Genomic DNA, 19,653 nt, shown 5'->3' with positions numbered 1-19,653 from the left:
GAGTTCTTCGTCGGTGAAGAACCTCGGCGCGGTACGGGTGAGGATATAGGCGTCGAAGACGCGTTGCAGTTTCGCATACACGTCCGGCGCGAGCGCGTACCGGCCGACCATCAGGCCGTCCCGGGCGACCCCCCCGACCGAAGCCCCGTTTGGCGAGGACGCGTTCCTCGGACGGCCGGCTGCCGTCCTGATCGAGAACGCTCTGCCACACCTGACCCTGACGCCGAATCTCATCAGCCCCAGCCGGGACCGGAGTGTCGGGGCCGGTCCCGGTCGCGGCCGCCACCAACTGGTGCTCGGCGCCCTGCAACGCCGAAAAACCGGCCGTGGGCAGGGCTGGCAGCAGGGTGGTCACGATCGCGGACGCCGCGTCCACCCCGAGTGCCCCGCCGGTCAACGCGGCGGCGACCGCCGGGAACCGGGCCGGGAGTTCGTCCCCGGTCAGGGAGGAGTGCGGGCGGAGTTGTTCGCCCAACACGATGCGGTCTCGGGCGGTGCGCCCGGAGACCCGGGTGACGCGCTCGATGAGGTCGCCCGCGTTGCGGCAGCCCTTCTGCGCGGAAAGCCCGGCGGAGCCGAGTTCGTACCGGGACCGGTGACTGATCTCGGCGGCCGCGGTCACCCGGAGGGCATCCACCAGCCGGCCGGCCTGCTCGATGGCCCCGGTGACCCGCAACAGGTCGTCACCGGACAGACCGGTGATCGAGTTGCCAGCGGTGACGGCCGCGAGCTGTTCGCGGATCGTCTCGAGCTGACCGGTCGGGGTGTTCATGCTCTCATTCAAGCACCAGCCACCGACATTCAACCCACCAGAACCCCTGTTCAGACCGTGTTTCTGTGGATAAGTGACATCCCAGCCAAGCTGTGGAGGACAAGCCCCTAATTCCGGCCGAAGAAGACCCGTCGCAGGGCGAAACACCTCAGCCCATCCGAATGGCTCTCACTCCCAGTGCGAAGTCAACGCCGGCCGCTTCTCCACCGCCGCGGGTCACTTGGGTGATGAGCTCCCGCGGAGGAATGTGGTCGGGCAACGCAGCCAGATACACCTCATGGGCTTCGAGCGAAGCGATACCCAACTCCACAGACCTTTCGCTCAGCTCGACGCCATGGGTCGGTGTGGTTCCGGTGACGAGCAACCAGCGAGTCGACCACGCGTCAAGCCCCTCGTCCACCCGTTGTGACCGGAACAGCCAGGGATTGTCGGCATCGCGAATCGCATCCACCACGGCCAGGCCGGTTGCTCGATGGTCGGCGTGATTCAGTCCCCAGGGCGTCTCCAGCTCCCACGTGGTGCAGAGAACCGCATCCGGTTTGACCCTGCGGATCTGTCGCGCGATCTCAGCGCGGGTGGTCAGGTCGGCTTCAAGCAGCCCGTCGGGCAGGTCCAGGATGGTCAACCCACTCACTCCCACGAGGTGGCAGGCCGCGCGTTGCTCCTCGGCTCGCAGCGGTCCCACCTCGCCGGGGTCCTGGTCTCGAATGCCGGCTTCACCTGCGGTCAGCAACACGTAGTCAACTTCGATGCCTCGCGCGGTCCATTCCGCGACTGCCGCTGAGGCGCCATATTCCATGTCATCCGGATGAGCCACCACACAGAGAATCCGCCGGATGTCTGTGTCGTCAAAGAGCTCGATCGAAGCGGGCTGCCCGGGTGCGGTGGATTCGTGAAGAGTCATTCAAACAAGCTAACGGAAAGAGCCAGAGCCCGGTGAGCGCAGTGGGCTGTCAGCGCAGCGTATGCCGATGGCTGCGGCCGGAGGGGTCCGATTCGCAACCGACTCTGAGCTCGCCGAGTCACGAGCGCAGGGGGGTGGGAACGTGTGATGGGGCACGTGTTCTACACAGCAGTGCGAGACGACGTGAACGGTCACAGCGCCCGGCCGAGCCACAGACCGAAGCCAGCCACGATGATGGCGACCGCGAGCATCCCGAACGAGTTCACGATGGCCAACCAGGTGCGACGCTCCTGCAACAGGCGCAGAGTCTGAAAACTGGTCGTGCTGAACGCGGTGAACCCGCCGACCATCCCGACTCCGGCGTATAGGCCCAATTGCTCCGGCAGGATGCGTCCTGCGGTCAGCCCGGTGAAGAGGGCGAGCAGAAAAGAGCCCTTTACGTTGATGAAGAACATCGCCACCGGGTAATTGGTCAGCACACGCCGGTGGACGAATCCGTTCACGGCGAGTCGGAGTGCTGCTCCGATCCCGCCCGCGACGGCGACGAAGAAGGTGCCGATGATCATTCGTCCACCCGCTCGCGCTGGCGTACCAGTCTGTGCCAGTTCTTCGCGCTGAAGATCCCCAACCAGACCGCCCCGGCACCGGCGACGAGCGTCGCTGCTGCGTAACCGGCAGCCAACAACACATGAGTGTTCTCGGCAACGACGACCACATCAACGGCGAGTTGGGCATAACTCGTGAGCGCTCCCAGGAAACCGACCCCGACCAGCAGGCGCAGGGCGCGCGTTCGCCTGGTCTCCGTGCGTTCGGCCAGTGCTTGCAGAAGCACCCCCAAGAAGAAGGGCCCGACGATATTGACCACGACGGTTCCGGCCGACAGCGTCTCCCAGATCGGGGTGCTCTGCGTCAGTACGAAGCGTGCTGCGGCACCCAGGGCGCCGCCGATCGCGGCGACAGCGAGATAGCGGGGCCGGATCTGCACGATGACCGGCACCCCGACCACATTGCGGGCCACCTCGATGTCGCTGTTCATCGGCAGCCGGGCAGGGGTCCTGCGCCGCCAGCGCGCACCGTACCACCGCTGGCGGGAGGGCGGCTGGTCGCTCTCAGCTGGGTTCAGCTGCCGGTCATCGGATGGATCGCGCATCACGAGTTCTCCAGTCTGTGCGCTGCGCCTTCCATGTTAATCGCTCCGCTTTTGTCGAGGCATGGCGGGAGCAGGCACGGTCAGGGCGATCGGCTCACTCGCCCTAGAGCTCGGGGCCGCTCACAGCGAACGTGTCGCAGAATGCCGCACCCTGGTCGTACCCGGTCATGAACCAGCGCTGGCGTTGCTCGCTCGAGCCGTGGGTCCAACTCTCCGGGTTCACCTGGCCGGTTGCGGCCTGTTGGATCCGGTCGTCGCCCACAGCCGATGCCGCACTCAGGGCATCCTCGATCTGGGCCTGCGTCACCGGCTGCAGGTAGGCGACCCCGTGCGTGTCTTCGACTTTGGAGGCCGCGGCGGTCCATGATCCGGCAAAGCAGTCGGCCTGCAGTTCAACACGCACCCCGTTGGAGTCAGGACCGGTCTTCCCGTCCTGCGCCTTTTCGAGAGTCCCCGAGATGTTCTGGATGTGGTGCCCCCACTCGTGCGCGACGACATACATCTCGGCGAGCGGGCCACCGCTGGACCCGTACCGGCCGCGCAGTTCGTCGTAAAAACTGGTGTCAAGGTAAATGGTCTCGTCTGGTGGGCAGTAGAACGGCCCTGTGGCACTCGATGCCGAACCACAGGAGGTTTGTGTGGCTCCGCTGAACAACTGCAGGTTCTGGGGAGAGACGTAGTCGCCGCCCAGATCGGTGTACTCGATAGCCCAGTATTCGTCGAGGGATGCGGCCGCACCCTTCATGCGGCAGTCAATGTTCTCATTCGCATCGGCCCCGGTCAGGCATTGGTCGAGGCTCGACTCCGGCCCGGCCGGCGCCTGACCGCCATCGGCCAGCCCGGTGATATCGACACCGAGAAACTGGGATATCACGAAGAGTACGACCAGCCCCAGCCCGCCGCCACCAACGGCGAGCCCGGTGTTACGGCCCCGTTTAGACGCCTTTCCTCGCGAGATGTCAGCCTTGTCATTGAATGTCATAGGAGAAAACTATCGTTATGAACAGTCATCGGGGACACCTGTGAACGATTTGCTTCCACGGCCAGGGGAACCGGACGGTACGCTGGAGGGGGCAAAAACGCCTGTCCGAGCTGCTCGAAAACCGGTAGCCGGAGAACCGGATGCATCGCCCCTCAAGAGCCGATTGTGAGGACGCGGCGCACCGGTCCAACCGCACACCACCAAGGAGAACGTCATCCTTACAACACCCGACGCCGTCGCCACAGCCATGCCATCCGATCTCGAGATCTCACGCGCGGCAGTGCGTCGCCCACTGGCGGATATTGCTGCCGATATGGGCATCGGGCCCCACCTGCTGGAGCCATACGGTACTGCGGCTGTGAAGATTTCCCTCGACGCCATTGACGAACTCGCAGATCGCCCCCGCGCCAAATACGTGGTCGTCACCGCCATCACCCCGACCCCCCTCGGATCGGGAAAGACCACCACTGCGATGGGACTCGGCCAGGCGTTCGGGCACCTCGACAAGGTGGGGCTCGTCGCCATCAGGCAGCCCTCGATGGGGCCAACTTTCGGCATCAAGGGTGGAGCCGCCGGCGGGGGCTACGCCCAGGTGACGCCGATGGAGGCCTTGAACCTGCACCTCACCGGCGATATGCACGCCGTCACCGCGGCCCACAACCTGTTGGCTGCCATGATCGACAATCACATCCACCAGGGAAACCAGCTTCAGATCGACCCGCAGAAGATCAGCTGGCGGCGGGTGCTCGACGTCAACGACCGTGAGTTGCGCAACATCATCACCGGCCTCGGCGGCCCGCAAGACGGCAACCCGCGCCAGGCCGGTTTCGATATCACCGCCGCCAGCGAAGTAATGGCGATACTCGCCCTCTGCACATCCCTGAAAGACCTGCGGGCCCGGATGGGGCGGATCGTCATCGGCTCCGACCGGTCTGGCGAACCGGTGACGGCCGAGATGGTGGGCGCGGCAGGATCCATGACGGTGATGCTGCTCGACGCGATCAAGCCGAACCTGATGCAGACCGTCGAGCAGACCCCCGTGCTGGTGCACAGTGGTCCGTTCGGCAACATCGCCACCGGAAACTCGTCGATCGTGGCCGACCTGATCGGCATCCACGCCTCCGACTACCTCATCACCGAAGCGGGATTCGGTGCCGACATCGGCGCCGAGAAGTTCTTCAACATCAAGTGCCGCACCTCGGGCCTGACGCCGGATGCCGCCGTGATCGTCGCCACCGTACGCGACCTGAAGACCCACTCGGGCAAGTACCAGGTGGTTGCGGGCAAACCGCTGCCGGCCGAGATGCTCGCCGAGAGCCCCGAAGACGTGCTCGCCGGTGCGGTAAACCTGCGCCAGCAGATCGCAAACGTGCGCCGCCACGGCGTCACCCCCGTCATCGCGGTGAACGCGTTTCCCACCGACCATGACAGCGAACACCGGGCGATCATGGATGTTGCGGCGGAAGAGGGCGTGCGGGTGGCCGTCAGCTACCACTTCACCCAGGGCGGCAAGGGAGCGGTCGCGCTGGCCGAGGCGGTCATCGAGGCGTGCGACAGCGGATCTGATTTTCACATGCTGTATCCAGACGAACTTTCGCTGGTCGACAAGATCGACACCATCGCCCGCGAGATGTACGGCGCCGACGGGCTGGATGTCTCCCCGCTGGCCGCGCGCCAACTCGAGGAGTTCGAGCGGGGCGGTTTCGGCCACCTACCGGTCTGCATCGCCAAGACGCACCTGTCCCTGTCGGCGACCCCCAGCCTCAAGGGGGCGCCCACCGGCTGGCGTCTGCCTGTGCGCGAAGTGCGGGCTTCGATCGGTGCCGGATTCATCTATCCGATCTGCGGCAACATGAGCACCATGCCAGGCCTGTCCTCAGCGCCGGCGGCGGGCCGCATCGACATCGATGATGACGGCGAGATCGTCGGACTCTCCTGATGGCCGGCGGCTGGAGCGCTGGCGACTACCTGGGCCGACCCCTGCGCGACCTGCTCGACGACGTGGCCAGTGGCGACCCGGTGCCGGCAGCGGGTTCGCTGATCGCCGTGGTGGGGGCGCTCGCTGCGGGTCTCGCAGCGACGGTCGCACTGCGTTCGACAGCTCGGCTCCCTGATGCACACGAGATCGCCGAGCGACTTGACCGGTTGCGCGCGCTGATTGAGCCGCTGATCACCGCGGATGCCGCCGACTACGCCGAGGCTCTGGGGTTCAGTGACCGGGCTGAGCGGGCGGCAGCGATCCGGGCAGCAGCGGAAGGACCTGTGGTGGTGGTTGAGGCGGTCGCAGAGGTTGCAGAGATCGCAGCCGCGCTCGCAGTTGAGGGCAACCCGAACCTTCGTTACGATGCGGCCGCCGCCGCCCAAATCGCGGCCGCCGCCGCCGAGGTGGGTGCGCAACTGACCGAGGCGAACGTGGGCGAAGCCGAGCCGTTCCCACGCGCACAGGCTGCCGCCCAGAAGGCCCGAGTCGCCGCCGACCGCACCAGAGCCTGAGCTCAACCGAGCAGGTCGGCCATCGCCCGAACCGTGCGCACATCACCCTGAACCAGGATCGTCGTGACGATGGACTCCTCCCAGCGGGCCAGGTCGTCACGAATCTTCGCGGCCGGGCCGATCAGCGCGATCTCCTCCACCAACCGGGTGGGAACGGCGGCGATCGCCTCCGCCTTGCGCCCGGCGAGGTAGTGATCCTGGATCACATCGCACTCGGCCTCGTAGCCCAGACGATCCACCACGTTGCGGTGAAAGTTGACCTCCTTCGCACCCATGCCGCCCACGTAAAGGGCGATCATCGGTCGGATGGCGTCAGCCGCCTTCTCCACGTCGTCGTGTACGACCACCGGAACAGTCACGGCTACATCGAAATCGGATTCCGGCAACCGGTCGGTCGAGCGCTTGGCGAAACCGTCGGCGAGTTGCGCCGCAAATTCTGCGTTCGCCCTGGGCGAGAACAGGAACGGCAGCCAGCCGTCTGCAATCTCGGCGGCGAGAGTCACATTCTTGGGCCCCTCCGCGGCAAGATAGATCGGCAGTTCTGCCCGCAGCGGGTGCACGGTTGACACCAGCGGCTTGCCGAGACCCGTGCCGTCGGAACCCCGGTAGGGCAACGAGTAGAACGGACCCTCACTGGTCACTGGCGCCTCGCGGGCGAGAATTTGCCGCACAATGCCGAAGTACTCGCGGGTGCGTGCCAGCGGCTTCGGGTAGGGGCGACCGTACCAGCCCTCGACCACCTGTGGGCCGGATGCTCCGAGGCCAAGGATGAAGCGGCCGCCGCTCAGATGATCCAGCGTGATCGCCGCCATCGCGGTGGCGGCGGGTTCCCTGGCAGACATCTGCATGATCGCGGTGCCGAGTTTCAACGAGGTCGTCTGCGCACCCCACCAGGCCAGAGGCGTCAGAGCGTCAGAGCCGTACGCCTCGCTGGTCCAAACAGAGTCGAAGCCGAGGCGCTCCGCCTCCTGAACAGCCTCAAGGGCACCTTGTGGTGGGCCCTGCCGCCAGTATCCGAGGTTCAATCCAAAGCGCATGGCGACAGCCTAACCGGCAGGTGAGCGGTGTTTCCCAGTCGCCTCCCCACGTTGAGAAAACATCCGCTCGTTTCGGGCGCAGTGGCTCAAGCCTGGTGGGGAATCTACAGAAGATTCCGCCACGAGCGTTGGACTTTCCACTAGGTCTGATCCCGCGATACCATGGCGGTCATGAGCCAATATCAGCCTCCCGTCAAAGACATCGCCTTCCTGCTCGAGCACGTCGTGGGGTACCCAGACATCGCCGCGCTGCCCGGATTCGAGCACGCCGATCTCGACACGGTCGTCGGAATTCTGGAGGAGTGCGGCGATTTCATGGCGAAGGTCGTTGCCCCAACCAACCGCGCCGGCGACGAAGAGGGCGCACGCTGGCAGCCGGATGGTTCCGTCGTCACCCCGACCGGCTTCAAGGAGGCGTACCAGCAGTATGTCGATGCCGGCTGGGGCTCGGTACCGTTGCCGGAGGAGTTCGGCGGCGGCGGGTTCCCGCGCACCATCGGCCTGATCATCCAGGAGATGATGATGTCGGCGAACATGGCCTTCTCGCTGTGCCCGCTGCTCACGCAGGGCGCGATCGAGGCACTGTTGCACTACGGCAACGACGAGCTCAAGCAGCGCTACCTGCCGAAGATGGTGACCGGCGAGTGGGCCGGCACCATGAACCTGACCGAGCCGCAGGCCGGTTCGGACGTCGGCGCTCTGACCACTAAGGCCGTGCCTCGGGGGGACGGCACATACGCCATCAGCGGTCAGAAGATCTACATCACGTTTGGTGACCACGACCTGTCCGAGCAGATCGTGCATCTGGTACTCGCACGCACCCCAGGTGCTCCCGAGGGAACTCGGGGTATCTCGTGCTTCATCGTGCCGAAATTCCTGGTGAACCAAGACGGCTCGCTGGGTGATCGCAACCCGGTACACACGGTGTCGATTGAGCACAAGATGGGCATCCACGGCTCACCCACCTGCGTGCTCTCCTATGAGGAGGCAACCGGTTACCTGATCGGTGAAGAGAACAAGGGCATGCGCATCATGTTCGTCATGATGAACAGCGCCCGGCTTTCGGTCGGAACCCAAGGTCTGGCTGTTGCAGAACTCGCCTACCAGCAGTCGCTCGAGTACGCCAAGGAACGCCGTCAGGGGCGGGCGATCGGCGCCACCGAAGACTCGCCGATCATCGATTTTCCCGACGTGCGTCGCATGCTGATGACACAAAAGGCATCCATTGCCGCCCTGCGCGCCCTGATGCTTCTGAACGCGAGCTACGTCGACCACAGTCTGCACGAGCCGGATGAAGACGCCCGCAAGCGGGCGGACGAGATCGTCGGGTTGCTCACCCCGATCTGCAAGTCATTCGGCACCGACCTCGGCAATGAGCTCACCTCCCTCGCGCTTCAGATCCACGGTGGCATGGGCTACATCGAGGAGACCGGCGTGGCCCAGCATGTTCGCGACGTGCGGATCGCGGCGATCTACGAGGGCACGAACGGCATCCAGGCCGCCGACCTCGTCGGCAGGAAACTGGGCGTGCGAGGCGGCGCATCGGTGAGGGAGTTCCTCGCCACCATGCGCGAAGTCGATGGCCAACTGGCCGACGCCGGAGAACAGTTCGCGTCCATGCGGGCAGAGCTCAAAACGCAGCTCGACGCGCTGGAGCAGGCCACGATGTGGATCTTCCAGAACGGCATGTCCGACCCGAACGCGGCGTTGGCCGGATCGAGCCCCTACCTGCGCATGTGGGGCCTGTGCACGGGGGCCTGGCTTCTTGCCCGTGCGGCGCTCGCCGGGCAGGCGACCGGAGACCCAGAGGTGGCCGAGACCCAACTCGTGCTTGCCCGGTTCTTCGCCGAACAGATCCTGCCGCAGTGCTCCGGCCTGCTTCCCGCAGTCACTGCCGGCGCCCGCGACCTGTTCGCGCTGGACGCGAGCCAACTCTGACCCACTGAAGTCTTACCAGTAATATTGGGAGCCTACGCGTGCCCGAAGGAGTGGTTTCATGAGAATCGTCGTGCTGGTGAAACAAGTGCCCGACACCTCTGATGTGCGAAAGCTTGACCTGAACACCGGTCTACTCGACCGCGATGCCGGCGAGCCGATCGTTGACGAGATCAACGAGCGTGGCCTCGAAGCCGCACTGCGATACAAGGATGACAACAAGGGCACCGAAGTCGTCGTGCTCAGCATGGGCCCAGAGAACGCGATCAAGTCGATCCGCAAGGCTCTGTCCATGGGCGCAGACTCCGGTGTGCACATCGTTGATGACTCGTTGGCGGGCGCCGATGCCCTCGTCACCTCCCTCGCGATCTCCAAGGCACTCGAGCGCACCGGGTACGACCTGGTCGTCGCCGGAAACGAGTCCACCGACGGCAACGGCGGGATCGTCCCGGCAATGATCTCCGAACGGCTGGGTATTCCGCTGCTCGGGTTCCTCGTCAACATGGAGATCACCGAGGCCCAGGTCTCGGGTGAACGCCAGGGCGACGACGGCACGGCGAACGTGCATGCCGGGCTGCCGGCGATCGTGACCGTGACCGAACGGTTCGACTACGCCCGGTTCCCCAACTTCAAGGGAATCATGACCGCGAAGCGCAAGCCGGTCGACACGGTCACCCTCGCCGAACTGGGGGTAGACGCCGCCGAGGTCTCCAGCCTCGACCGCACCGAGGTCATCTCGGCCGTCGAGCGTCCGGCACGCACGGCCGGCACCAAGATCGACGACGACGGCACCGCCGCCGCAACCCTGGTCGAATATCTGGCCACCAACAGATTGGTCTAGGAGGGCATCCGTGTCTCACGTACTGGTACTCGTTGAAATCTCCCACCGCGGACACATTGCCGACTCGGCCCGCGGACTGCTCGCACTGGCGGCCCGGCTCGGAGACCCTGTCGCGGTCGTTGCGACGCGGGAGCCGCTGGCCGATGATGTGGTCGCCAAGCTGGGTTCCCTTGGCGCCGCCCAGGTCTACCAGGGGCGCTCCGATGCGGCCGGCACCGCGCTGGTCGCCCCGCAGGTCGAGGCACTCGCTGCCGCGGTCGCCGCGCTGAGCCCCGCCGCGGTGCTCGTTTCGCACTCGTACGACGGGCGGGAGGCCGCCGCCCGGTTGGCCGTCCGCACCGGAAGCGGGGTACTTGTCGATGCCGTGAACGTTCGGGCAGAGGACGGCCGGATCATCGCCAACGGTTCTATCTGGGGTGGCAACTATCTGGTCGATTCTGCCACCACAGGGATGCCGGTGATCACTGTGCGCCCGGGTGCCGTCGATGAGAGCGCACCCCAGGCATCCGCCCAGGTCACCGCCGAATCGGTCACCGTCGACGCCGCGACAGCCGGCGTGATCGACTCCTACAACGATGCGCCCGAGGTCTCGGAGCGGCCGAGTCTGCTGGGCGCCAAGAAGGTCGTCTCGGGCGGCCGCGGGTTCGGGTCGAAAGAGAACTTCGCCCTGGTGGAGCAGTTGGCGGATGCCCTCGGAGCGGCCGTTGGAGCGTCCAGGGCCGCAGTGGACGCCGGCTATTCTCCCCAGACCACCCAGGTCGGCCAGACCGGTGTCAGTGTGTCTCCCGACCTGTATGTGGCGCTCGGAATCTCTGGCGCCATTCAGCACCGGGCAGGGATGCAGACCGCTAAGACCATTGTGGCCATCAACAAGGATGCCGACGCGCCGATCTTCGAGGTGGCCGACTTCGGCATCGTCGGTGACGTGTTCACGATCGTGCCGCAGCTGGTCGAGGCGATCAAGGCGCGCTCGGCATGATGGCGGCAGCACCCCGAACAAAGGCGGCGCGCAGCCCGTGGTTCAAGCTGGTCTGGATCGTGCCGCTGATCATCGTGGTGCTGTTGGCTGTGGTGCTGCTGGCCCGGTGGATGACCGGGCTCGCGAGTGTCGAGCAGTTCATGACCGACTATCCGGGCAAGCAGCCCCTGCCGGAATCGGCACCGGTCGGTTTCCCGGCGTGGCTCGGGTGGCAACACTTCCTGAACATCTTCTTCCTTGTGTTGATCGTGAAGAGCGGCTGGCAGGTGCGCACCAACACCCGGCCCAAGGTGTTCTGGACCAGAAACAACAAGGGACTGATCCGCACCAAGGGCAGCCCGAAGAAGATCAGCCTCGACCTGTGGCTGCACTTGAGCGTTGACGCCCTCTGGGTTCTCAACGGCATCATCTTCTACGTGCTCCTGTTTGTGACCGGGCAATGGATGCGAATCGTTCCCACCAGTTGGGATGTGATCCCGAACGCCCTGACGGCAACCCTGCACTATGTCTCGCTCGACTGGCCGCTCGAGACCGGCTGGGTGAACTATAACGCGCTGCAGCTGCTGGCCTACTTCGCGACCGTGTTCATCGCGGCCCCGTTGGCGATCATCACCGGCCTGCGCATGAGCGGCGCCTGGCCCCAGAACGCAACCCGGCTGAACAAGGCCTACCCGATCGAGTGGGCACGGGCGGTGCACTACCCCGTCATGCTCTACTTCGTCGCGTTCACCATCGTGCACGTCACCTTGGTGCTCGCCACCGGGGCGCTCAACAACCTCAACCACATGTATGCGGCCAACGACGAGGTGAACTGGGTCGGCTTCTGGATCTTCGCCGCCTCGTTGGTGGTGCTGGCGGCGGCCTGGATACTTGCCCGGCCCCTTTTCCTCCGGCCGATCGCCTCCCTCACCGGTAAAGTGGGTCGCTGAGGCAGAGCTGAACCCGAGCCGCAACCGAGAGGGCCCGTCATGTTCGAATTCACTGACGATCAGCTGGCCCTGCAGGCGATGGTGCGACAATTCGCCCAGGAAGAACTCGCGCCCAACGCCCTCGACTGGGATGAGCGCAAGCACTTTCCGGTCGACGTACTGCACCGGGCCGGAGAACTGGGCATGGGGGCCATCTATGTCGACGAAGAGTTCGGCGGCTCAGGGCTGACACGGTGCGACGCCGCCATGATCTTCGAGGAGTTGGCCCACGCCGATCCGACCATCTCGGCGTACATCTCGATCCACAACATGGTCACCTGGATGATCGACACCTATGGTGACCGTCAGCAGCGCGCCCGCTGGGTTCCGGTGCTGGCCGACATGGGCGTATTGAGCAGCTACTGCCTGACCGAGCCGGGCGTCGGGTCTGATGCGGCGGCTCTCACCACCCGCGCCGTGCGCGACGGCGACCACTACGTGATCAATGGCACCAAACAGTTCATCTCCGGCGCCGGCGTTTCAGGGATCTACCTGGTGATGGTGCGAACCCAGGACACCGGTCACGCCGGAATCAGCACCATCGTGGTAGAGGAGGGCACCCCGGGCCTATCGTTCGGCCCGGAGGAGAAGAAGATGGGCTGGCACGCGCAGCCCACCCGGCAGGTGGTGTTTGAGAACGTGCGCGTTCCAGTGGCCAACCGCCTGGGTGCGGAGGGCGCCGGCTTCGGCATCGCAATGAGCGGGTTGAACGGTGGACGACTCAACATCGGCGCCTGCTCGATCGGCGGCGGACAGGCGGCACTCGACAAATCCGTCGACTACCTGAAGGAGCGCACCGCCTTCGGCGGCCCGCTGATCAACCAACAGAGTATTCTGTTCCAACTCGCCGACATGGAGATCGAACTGGTCACCGCCCGCACCCTGCTGTGGCGGGCGGCCGATGCCCTCGACCGGGGCGCCGACGATGCGGTGAAATTGTGCGCGATCGCCAAGAAGGTGGCCACCGACGCCGGGTTCACGGTTGCCAACGCCGCCATCCAACTGCATGGTGGGTACGGATACCTGACCGAATACGGCCTGGAGAAGATTGCCCGTGACCTGCGCGTGCACCAGATCCTCGAAGGCAGCAACGAGATCATGCGGCTGATCGTCGGACGAATCGTGGCAGAGGAGTAGACCGTGTCGACAGCGTTCACCGATGAACCCGAGATCATTCTCCAACGTTCCGGGCGAGTGGGGCGGGTCATCCTGAATCGCCCTGCAGTGCTGAATGCCCTCACCCACGGTATGATCCTGGCGCTCGCCGAGGCGCTGGAGACGTGGGAGCACGACGACGCCATCGCCTGCGTACTGCTGACCGGAGCCGGGGAGCGGGGCCTGTGTGCTGGCGGCGACATTGTGGACATCTACCGGGATGCCCAATCCGGTGGCCACGCCAGCGCCACGTTCTGGCGCGACGAATATCTCCTGAACGCCCGCATCAACAAATACCCGAAGCCCTACATTGCGATCATGGACGGTGTGGTGCTGGGCGGAGGAGTGGGCATCTCGGCTCACGCCGAGATTCGTGTCGTCACCGAGCGCAGCCGTATCGGCATGCCTGAGACGGGGATCGGATTCGTTCCTGACGTGGGCGGCACATACTTGCTTTCGCGGGCACCCGGCGAAGTGGGCACCCACCTGGGGCTGACCGGTGCGCACATGGGGGCCGCCGACGCGATCTGGGCCGGTTTCGCCGACCACTTCGTACCGAGCGCTGACCTGCCCGCACTCATCGATGTACTCACCGCGGCTCCGGCGCCCGATGCCGACGCCCTGGTGCGGCGGTTCGCGGCTCCGGCGCCCGAGTCCCGCCTGGCGGCCCAGCGTGACTGGATCGACGCCGCCTACCGGGGGGGAGACGTTCTGGCCATACTGGACCGGCTGGAAGCATCCGAGCAGGAGCCTGCCCGGCGGGCGGCCGAACTCCTGCGGGCGAAGTCACCCACGGCGATCACGACCACCCTCGCCGCCCTTCGGCGAGCGGCCACACTCGGCACTCTGGAAGAAGTGCTCGACCAGGAGTACCGGGTGTCCCTGGCCGCGCTCGGCTGGCCCGACCTGGCCGAGGGCATCCGCGCCCAGTTGATCGACAAGGATCGCAACCCGGTCTGGGATCCGGCGACCCTGGTCGACGTCGACCGGTCTGATGTGGAGCGCAGTTTTGCTCAGCTCGGCGACCTGGAACTGGGCCTGGGTGGCCAGGCCGGTCGAACATCATTCGCGGGGGCATCCGGCACCGGCGCACACTGAAGAGGAGCGAATCATGGCTAAGACAATCGCCTTCATCGGGCTCGGGCACATGGGCTCTCCCATGGCGCGCAACCTGGTCGCGGCAGGGTACACGGTGCTCGGGTTCGACCTGGTTCCGGCCGCGCTTGACCAGGCACGTGCTGACGGTGTGACCGTGGTGGCCACCGGGGCCGAGGCTGCGGCTGCGGCCGACGTGGTGCTCACCATGCTGCCCGCCGGTGAGCACGTGCTGGCCGCCTACCAGGGGGCTGATGGCCTGATCGCGGCTGCGAAACCGGGCACGCTCTTCATCGAGTCGTCGACGATCGCGGTGGATGACGCGCACGCAGCACACGCCCTGCTGCTGGCTGCCGGGCATCGCGGGATTGACGCTCCCGTCTCCGGCGGGGTGGTGGGGGCCGAGGCGGCCTCGTTGACGATCATGGTCGGCGGCGAGGAGGCCGACTTCACCGAGGCATCAAAGATCCTGCAGGCCGTGGGCAAGCGAGTCGTGCACTGCGGCGGCCCCGGTGCGGGGCAGGCGGCGAAGGTGTGTAACAACATGATCCTCGGGGTGTCGATGATTGCGGTGAGTGAGGCGTTTGTGCTCGGTGAAGCATTGGGGCTGACGAACCAGGCATTGTTCGACGTGGCCGCCAACGCGTCCGGCCAGTGTTGGGCGCTCACCACGAACTGCCCGGTGCCCGGTCCTGTGCCGACCAGCCCCGCCAACAACGACTACCGCCCAGGATTCGCGGGAGCGCTGATGGCCAAAGATCTGGGGCTCGCCGCGCGGGCACTGGAGCAGACCGGTGTCGCGGCAGATCTCGGTTCTCGGGCCGAAGAGCTCTACCGACGGTTCGCATCCGGACCCGGCGCGGATGAGGACTTCTCGGCGATCATCAACGTCATTCGGGAGAACAGCCGGCGCTGAACCGATCGCAACCGACCCATCAACCCAAGGAGAAGGCATGACCGACTACCAGACCATCCTCGTGGCTACCCACGGCCGGGTGGGCGTGATCACCCTCAACCGTCCCGAGGCGCTGAACGCCTTGAACGACCAGCTCGGACGCGAAGTATTGGCGGCTGCACAGAAATTCGATGTCAGCCCGAATATCGGGGCCATCGTCATCACCGGCTCCCAGATGGCATTTGCCGCCGGCGCCGACATCAAGGAGATGGCGGACAAGTCGTTTGCCGACATGTACCTGGCCAACTTCTTCGGGGCATGGGACGACCTGGCCAGGGTGCGTACTCCGATGATCGCCGCGGTCGCGGGGTATGCGTTGGGTGGCGGCTGCGAGCTGGCGATGCTCTGCGACTACATCATTGCCGCAGACACGGCCCGGTTCGGCCAACCGGAGATCAGTTTGGGGGTCATTCCGGGAATGGGCGGATCCCAGCGGTTGGCGCGGGCGATCGGCAAGGCGAAGGCGATGGAGATGGTGCTCACCGGCCGCACACTGGATGCCGCGGAGGCCGAGCATATCGGCTTGGTGGCACGGGTGGTGCCGGCGGCCGATCTGGTCGACGAGGCCATCACAGCGGCCACAAAGATTGCGAGCATGTCCAAACCCGTGGCGATGCTGGCCAAGGAGGCTGTGAATGCGGCGTTCGAATTGCCGCTGGCCGAAGGTCTGCGCCTGGAGCGCCGATCGATCTTCTCCTGCTTCTCCCTGAACGACCAGAAAGAGGGCATGCAGGCGTTCGTTCAGAAACGTACGCCTGTCTTCGAACACCGCTGAGTCCGAAAGCCGGGCCCTGCGGGTCGCTCGCCTCCAAGGCTCGGGGGGATGAAAAGCGGCGGGGCTGGCATCCATCTGTGCCGGCCCCGCCCACCCAGTTCTTCCGCGGCGTGGGCCGCGCACTGACAACCGGGCACTGATCTGCGTTCGGGTCGAGATCAGTCAACAGTGAGACGACGGACACGGGTACGACCTGCTGCTCTGCAGCGGTGCACTTCCGTCGCTACCCCAAGAGAGGGCACTTTCGCCGGTTTATGACGCGATCGAGTGGAATATTCCTCAAAAAATTCTAGACTGGCACGAGTGTGAGCAGAAACCAGCCGCCCGCATCACGATCTGGCTGGTGAGGAGTCACGGAAAGTACCCGTCGCTCACCACAGTTCTGGGGAACAGCTGTTTGGGGGAGTGAGGCGATGATTGAGTTTCGCGACCCCTGGGAGCAGCCCGATGACGAACCCGGATCCGCAGACGGGAGCGGAATGCCGTTACTCTCGGTGCCGTCCCATGCAGCAGGGCCGGCAATCGACCCGGCAGTCGATGTCGATGCCAACCTGAACGGCAATCCCGAAACCGGAACAGATACTGATTCCCGGTCGGATGCCGAACTGGTCGACGATGTGCGCTCCGGCGACACGGGCTCCTATGCCGAGCTCTGGGAGCGTCATGCCGCGGCAGCCAGAACGGTTGCCCGCTCATTCACCTCCAGCATCGATCCCGACGACCTTGTCGCCGAGGCCTTCACGCGTATCTTCCAGTCGTTGACTGCGGGGAAGGGGCCCACTGCCGACTTCAGATCGTATCTGTTCACCACGATCCGGAACACCGCGGCAACCTGGGGTCGAGCACGACGCGAGGTGCCGATCGATCTGCTCGAAACGCTGGAGGATCCTGCAACCGGTGAGCACGCGGTCGAGGACGCCCTCGACGAGGGCCTGATCGCGGTCGCGTTCCGGTTGTTGCCCGACCGTTGGCAGGAGGCACTCTGGTACAGCGAGGTGGAGAAGATGTCTCCGAAACAGATGGCGCCACTGCTGGGGCTGTCCGCCAACGGGGTGTCTGCGCTCTGTTATCGAGCGAGAGAGGGCCTGCGGCGTGAGTGGATGCAGGCGCATCTGAATTCGCACACCGCCGCGCCGGAATGCGTGTGGGTCTTCGAGCGACTGGCGGCGTTCTCGCGCGGCGGCCTGGGCGGCCGAGAGAGGAAGCGTGTCAACGAACATCTGGCCGGTTGCACCGCGTGCCAGGTCGCAGTGGCCGAGGTCAATGACCTGGGTGCGCGATTGGGCTTTGCGCTTCTGCCCCTCGTCGCAGGCCTCGGCGGAGCGGTGGCCCACACGGCGTGGATTGGTGGGCTGACGCCGGCTGTGCACACCGCCGGCGGGTCACCGACCAGTGTCGGCAATATTTTTGGAATCGATGGGGGTGCGTCTTCAGCCGGAGGTACCTCGTTCTCCGGGGGTGCTTCGTCTTCTGGGAGCGCCTCTACCTTCGGGGGTGCAAGCGCAACGGCGTCAGCGGCTTCGTCAGCGGCTTCGTCGACGGCCGGGGGTGGATCGTCACTGGGCGGATCAGCACTCGGCGGATCAGCACTGGGCGGATCAGCACTGGGCGGATCAGCACTGGGTGCTGCCGGCGCCACGTCGGGCACCGGGGCATTGGTCGGAGCCGGCGCCGCCGCGACGACCTCAATCGGGGCCGCCATCACTTCAGCCGCAGGCATGCTCGCCCTGGCGGCAGCCGTCGGCATCGGCCTGCTGGCGGCACCACTGGTGTTTCCTCCGGCCACTGCCGCACCGTACACCGTGATTGCCGAGCAAGCCCGGGGTGCCGACGTTCTGCCCGTCCTGGCACCCGAGACGAGCAAAGACCCGTCTCCCACCCGGGGCCGAACGCTGGAGCCACGGCTGGAAGACCGACGCGGTCCACACGGTGCTGAACCCTCCAGGGACGATCCGCCCAGTTCCCATCCGCACCCCATCGATCCTCGTGCCGAAGACCCCGCTGCCAACAGTGACCCGGCTGCCAGCACCGACTCCGTCGACTCGCCGGGGCCGCCCCCTCCGGCCGACCAGGCAGACCCGACCCCGTTCGCGGGCCCCACACCACCGGCCGACCCTGCATCACCGGCCGACCCCGCGGATCAGATCGAGCCGATCAATCCGACCAGCCCCAGCGAACCCAGCGAACCACCAACCGACCCGGAGCCAGTCGATCCGGAGCCAGCCGATCCGGAGCCAGCCGACCCGACTGACCCAGCCACCCCGACTGACCCAGCCGACCCGGTCGCTGTGCTTCCGGCGCCGACGCTCGACCTCGTCGACACCGTCGACGGACTGTACACGCCGATCCTCAGTGGAACCGCGGTGCCCGGTGCGACGGTTGTCGCGAAAATCGAGTCGATCATGGGTGCACACAACGAGCTGACGGTGCGCGCCGACGAGTGGGGGCAGTGGCGAATCGACGCCGACAGGCTGACCGCCGGTGACTACACCGTGGCCGTCCGGCAGACCCTGGGTGCCGGCCCTTCCGAACCGAGCGCGGCGGCGGTGTTCACGCTGCTGTCACCCGCTATCGTCTCCGCCCCGCCCCACCTCATGCACTGGCTCGTGGACGACGTGCGAATCGTCGTCGGCGGGGTCGACCGGGCGACGGTCGAGTTCAGCCGCACCGGAGGTGCGACGCAAGTGCTGACGCTCGAGGGCGGGCGGGTCACCGCCACCGTGCGACACCTCGGCCTGCGCCCGGTGGGTGAGATCTCGGTGCGTTACGCAGACGGCAACGGGCGCACCTCGCCGGCGACAACCATCTCCTACAACCTGCTCGGGCTCTGATCGGCACCCGGGGCGGTGTCTCACGATGCGAAGCGACACGGGCCGGTGCGGGCTACGGCCGAACACCGCCCAGATGCGGCAACTGTACTGCCTGGAGCACCAGCCAGGGGCTGAATGCCCACGGGGTGAGTCTGATCGCCCGGCCGAGATCGGCCGGATCGACCCAAGCGACATCCATCACTTCAGAGGGATTCGGTGCCGGGGCCTGGTCGCTGGTTGCCGTGTATACCGGGCAGATCTCGTTCTCCACCACTCCCGAGGCGTCAACCGCCCGGTAACGGAATTCCGGCAGCGCTACCTCAAGGTCGGTCACCGACATCCCCAGCTCGTGCTGCGCGCGACGCACGACAGCATCGACCGGTTTCTCACTCGGAGACGGGTGGCCGCAGAAGGAGTTCGTCCAGACGCCGGGCCACGTCAGTTTGTTCAACGAACGCCGGGTCATCAGGAACTCACCGCGGCTGTTCAGCACATGGCAGGAGAACGCGAGGTGCAACGGGGTGTCAGTGCCGTGGATGGTGGCCTTGTCGGCGGTACCGATTGCCTCTCCCGTCTCACTCAGCAGAATGACCTCTTCCACGGCGGGGTCCAGAACGTGGCTCATGGCGTAATTCACTCTCATTTCGTGTCGCACTGCACTTCGTGTCGCTCTGCACTTCGTGTCGCTCTGCATTTCGTACCACACTGCATTTCGTACCGCGCTGCATTTCGTACTACACCGTGGCCGGACCACCGCGGAATACTCTCACGGTGCTCGGTCTCACAGTCAGCCAGCCAGCGC

18 protein-coding genes are annotated in these 19,653 nt (G+C 65.6%); 11 read left to right on the top strand and 7 right to left on the bottom strand.

The annotated features are described in order from the left end of the window. From DL891_RS06650 to DL891_RS06630, 5 genes are all read right to left on the bottom strand, one after another. On the bottom strand, window positions 1–772 hold a 772-nt coding region (locus tag DL891_RS06650; protein ID WP_157962424.1), incomplete at its 3' end, for a DUF222 domain-containing protein. A gap of 148 nt (window positions 773–920) precedes the next feature. Next, a complete protein-coding gene (locus DL891_RS06645) occupies window positions 921–1,676 on the bottom strand; it encodes a PIG-L deacetylase family protein (protein WP_111719633.1) in 756 nt (251 codons plus the stop codon). Window positions 1,677–1,867: 191 nt separating this feature from the next. Then, the gene (locus DL891_RS06640; protein ID WP_111719632.1) at window positions 1,868–2,242 is read right to left on the bottom strand and encodes a CrcB family protein; all 375 of its coding nucleotides are present in this window, start codon (window positions 2,240–2,242) and stop codon (window positions 1,868–1,870) included. Continuing rightward, window positions 2,239–2,826: a CrcB family protein gene (locus tag DL891_RS06635; RefSeq protein ID WP_111719631.1), complete on the bottom strand. Its 588-nt coding sequence runs from the start codon at window positions 2,824–2,826 to the stop codon at window positions 2,239–2,241. The genes DL891_RS06640 and DL891_RS06635 overlap by 4 nt, the downstream gene beginning before the upstream one ends. 103 nt (window positions 2,827–2,929) lie before the next feature. Next, on the bottom strand, window positions 2,930–3,808 hold the full coding sequence (locus DL891_RS06630; RefSeq protein WP_111719630.1) for a neutral zinc metallopeptidase: 879 nt from the start codon (window positions 3,806–3,808) through the stop codon (window positions 2,930–2,932). Between the two features lie 247 nt (window positions 3,809–4,055). Here DL891_RS06630 and DL891_RS06625 point away from each other — a divergent pair, with 247 nt between their 5' ends. Next, window positions 4,056–5,747, top strand: a complete 1,692-nt coding sequence (locus tag DL891_RS06625) for a formate--tetrahydrofolate ligase (RefSeq protein WP_111719629.1) — start codon at window positions 4,056–4,058, stop codon at window positions 5,745–5,747. Continuing rightward, window positions 5,747–6,301 (top strand): cyclodeaminase/cyclohydrolase family protein, encoded by a 555-nt coding sequence (locus tag DL891_RS06620; RefSeq protein ID WP_111719628.1) that lies wholly within the window; start codon window positions 5,747–5,749, stop codon window positions 6,299–6,301. Before DL891_RS06625 ends, DL891_RS06620 begins: the two co-directional genes overlap by 1 nt. 2 nt (window positions 6,302–6,303) lie before the next feature. Here the strand turns inward: DL891_RS06620 and DL891_RS06615 are convergent, their stop codons facing one another. Beyond that, window positions 6,304–7,338 carry an LLM class F420-dependent oxidoreductase gene (locus DL891_RS06615; protein ID WP_111719627.1) on the bottom strand — a complete coding sequence of 345 codons (1,035 nt, stop codon included), beginning with the start codon at window positions 7,336–7,338 and terminating at the stop codon, window positions 6,304–6,306. 171 nt (window positions 7,339–7,509) lie between these two features. Here DL891_RS06615 and DL891_RS06610 point away from each other — a divergent pair, with 171 nt between their 5' ends. The 9 genes from DL891_RS06610 to DL891_RS06570 all read left to right on the top strand — a co-directional run bounded on the left by DL891_RS06610 (window position 7,510) and on the right by DL891_RS06570 (window position 18,872). Beyond that, window positions 7,510–9,276: an acyl-CoA dehydrogenase gene (locus DL891_RS06610; protein WP_111719656.1), complete on the top strand. Its 1,767-nt coding sequence runs from the start codon at window positions 7,510–7,512 to the stop codon at window positions 9,274–9,276. Window positions 9,277–9,334: 58 nt separating this feature from the next. After that, window positions 9,335–10,114, top strand: coding sequence for an electron transfer flavoprotein subunit beta/FixA family protein (locus DL891_RS06605; protein WP_111719626.1), 780 nt, complete (start codon window positions 9,335–9,337; stop codon window positions 10,112–10,114). A 10-nt stretch (window positions 10,115–10,124) separates the two neighbouring features. Further along, window positions 10,125–11,093 carry an electron transfer flavoprotein subunit alpha/FixB family protein gene (locus DL891_RS06600; RefSeq protein WP_111719625.1) on the top strand — a complete coding sequence of 323 codons (969 nt, stop codon included), beginning with the start codon at window positions 10,125–10,127 and terminating at the stop codon, window positions 11,091–11,093. After that, window positions 11,093–12,022, top strand: coding sequence for a cytochrome b/b6 domain-containing protein (locus tag DL891_RS06595; RefSeq protein ID WP_111719655.1), 930 nt, complete (start codon window positions 11,093–11,095; stop codon window positions 12,020–12,022). Before DL891_RS06600 ends, DL891_RS06595 begins: the two co-directional genes overlap by 1 nt. A 39-nt stretch (window positions 12,023–12,061) precedes the next feature. Then, the gene (locus tag DL891_RS06590) at window positions 12,062–13,198 is read left to right on the top strand and encodes an acyl-CoA dehydrogenase family protein (RefSeq protein WP_111719624.1); all 1,137 of its coding nucleotides are present in this window, start codon (window positions 12,062–12,064) and stop codon (window positions 13,196–13,198) included. Between the two features lie 3 nt (window positions 13,199–13,201). Beyond that, complete coding sequence (locus DL891_RS06585) at window positions 13,202–14,314, top strand: enoyl-CoA hydratase/isomerase family protein (protein ID WP_111719623.1); 1,113 nt, start codon at window positions 13,202–13,204, stop codon at window positions 14,312–14,314. 13 nt (window positions 14,315–14,327) lie between these two features. Beyond that, the gene (gene mmsB / locus DL891_RS06580) at window positions 14,328–15,227 is read left to right on the top strand and encodes a 3-hydroxyisobutyrate dehydrogenase (protein WP_232819036.1); all 900 of its coding nucleotides are present in this window, start codon (window positions 14,328–14,330) and stop codon (window positions 15,225–15,227) included. 37 nt (window positions 15,228–15,264) lie between these two features. Then, complete coding sequence (locus DL891_RS06575; protein ID WP_111719621.1) at window positions 15,265–16,041, top strand: enoyl-CoA hydratase; 777 nt, start codon at window positions 15,265–15,267, stop codon at window positions 16,039–16,041. Between the two features lie 413 nt (window positions 16,042–16,454). Then, on the top strand, window positions 16,455–18,872 hold the full coding sequence (locus DL891_RS06570; RefSeq protein WP_111719620.1) for a sigma-70 family RNA polymerase sigma factor: 2,418 nt from the start codon (window positions 16,455–16,457) through the stop codon (window positions 18,870–18,872). A 52-nt stretch (window positions 18,873–18,924) separates the two neighbouring features. Here the strand turns inward: DL891_RS06570 and idi are convergent, their stop codons facing one another. Further along, window positions 18,925–19,476, bottom strand: coding sequence for an isopentenyl-diphosphate Delta-isomerase (gene idi, locus DL891_RS06565; protein ID WP_111719619.1), 552 nt, complete (start codon window positions 19,474–19,476; stop codon window positions 18,925–18,927). Window positions 19,477–19,653: the final 177 nt, after the last annotated feature.

The sequence above is a fragment of the Homoserinimonas sp. OAct 916 genome (assembly GCF_003260275.1).
GTDB lineage: Bacteria > Actinomycetota > Actinomycetes > Actinomycetales > Microbacteriaceae > OACT-916.
The sequence above is the reverse complement of the archived record's forward strand: the minus strand, read 5'-3'. Positions and strand labels throughout refer to the sequence as shown.

Excerpts from the sequence above, each read along its gene's own strand:
- DL891_RS06575 (WP_111719621.1), top strand. The coding sequence starts at position 15,265 with ATGACCGACTACCAGACCATCCTCGTGGCTACCCACGGCCGGGTGGGC.
- mmsB (WP_232819036.1), top strand. The coding sequence starts at position 14,328 with ATGGCTAAGACAATCGCCTTCATCGGGCTCGGGCACATGGGCTCTCCC.
- idi (WP_111719619.1), bottom strand. The coding sequence starts at position 19,476 with ATGAGCCACGTTCTGGACCCCGCCGTGGAAGAGGTCATTCTGCTGAGT.
- DL891_RS06635 (WP_111719631.1), bottom strand. The coding sequence starts at position 2,826 with ATGCGCGATCCATCCGATGACCGGCAGCTGAACCCAGCTGAGAGCGAC.
- DL891_RS06625 (WP_111719629.1), top strand. The coding sequence starts at position 4,056 with ATGCCATCCGATCTCGAGATCTCACGCGCGGCAGTGCGTCGCCCACTG.
- DL891_RS06595 (WP_111719655.1), top strand. The coding sequence starts at position 11,093 with ATGGCGGCAGCACCCCGAACAAAGGCGGCGCGCAGCCCGTGGTTCAAG.
- DL891_RS06590 (WP_111719624.1), top strand. The coding sequence starts at position 12,062 with ATGTTCGAATTCACTGACGATCAGCTGGCCCTGCAGGCGATGGTGCGA.
- DL891_RS06615 (WP_111719627.1), bottom strand. The coding sequence starts at position 7,338 with ATGCGCTTTGGATTGAACCTCGGATACTGGCGGCAGGGCCCACCACAA.
- DL891_RS06605 (WP_111719626.1), top strand. The coding sequence starts at position 9,335 with ATGAGAATCGTCGTGCTGGTGAAACAAGTGCCCGACACCTCTGATGTG.
- DL891_RS06570 (WP_111719620.1), top strand. The coding sequence starts at position 16,455 with ATGATTGAGTTTCGCGACCCCTGGGAGCAGCCCGATGACGAACCCGGA.
- DL891_RS06620 (WP_111719628.1), top strand. The coding sequence starts at position 5,747 with ATGGCCGGCGGCTGGAGCGCTGGCGACTACCTGGGCCGACCCCTGCGC.
- DL891_RS06645 (WP_111719633.1), bottom strand. The coding sequence starts at position 1,676 with ATGACTCTTCACGAATCCACCGCACCCGGGCAGCCCGCTTCGATCGAG.
- DL891_RS06610 (WP_111719656.1), top strand. The coding sequence starts at position 7,510 with ATGAGCCAATATCAGCCTCCCGTCAAAGACATCGCCTTCCTGCTCGAG.
- DL891_RS06640 (WP_111719632.1), bottom strand. The coding sequence starts at position 2,242 with ATGATCATCGGCACCTTCTTCGTCGCCGTCGCGGGCGGGATCGGAGCA.
- DL891_RS06630 (WP_111719630.1), bottom strand. The coding sequence starts at position 3,808 with ATGACATTCAATGACAAGGCTGACATCTCGCGAGGAAAGGCGTCTAAA.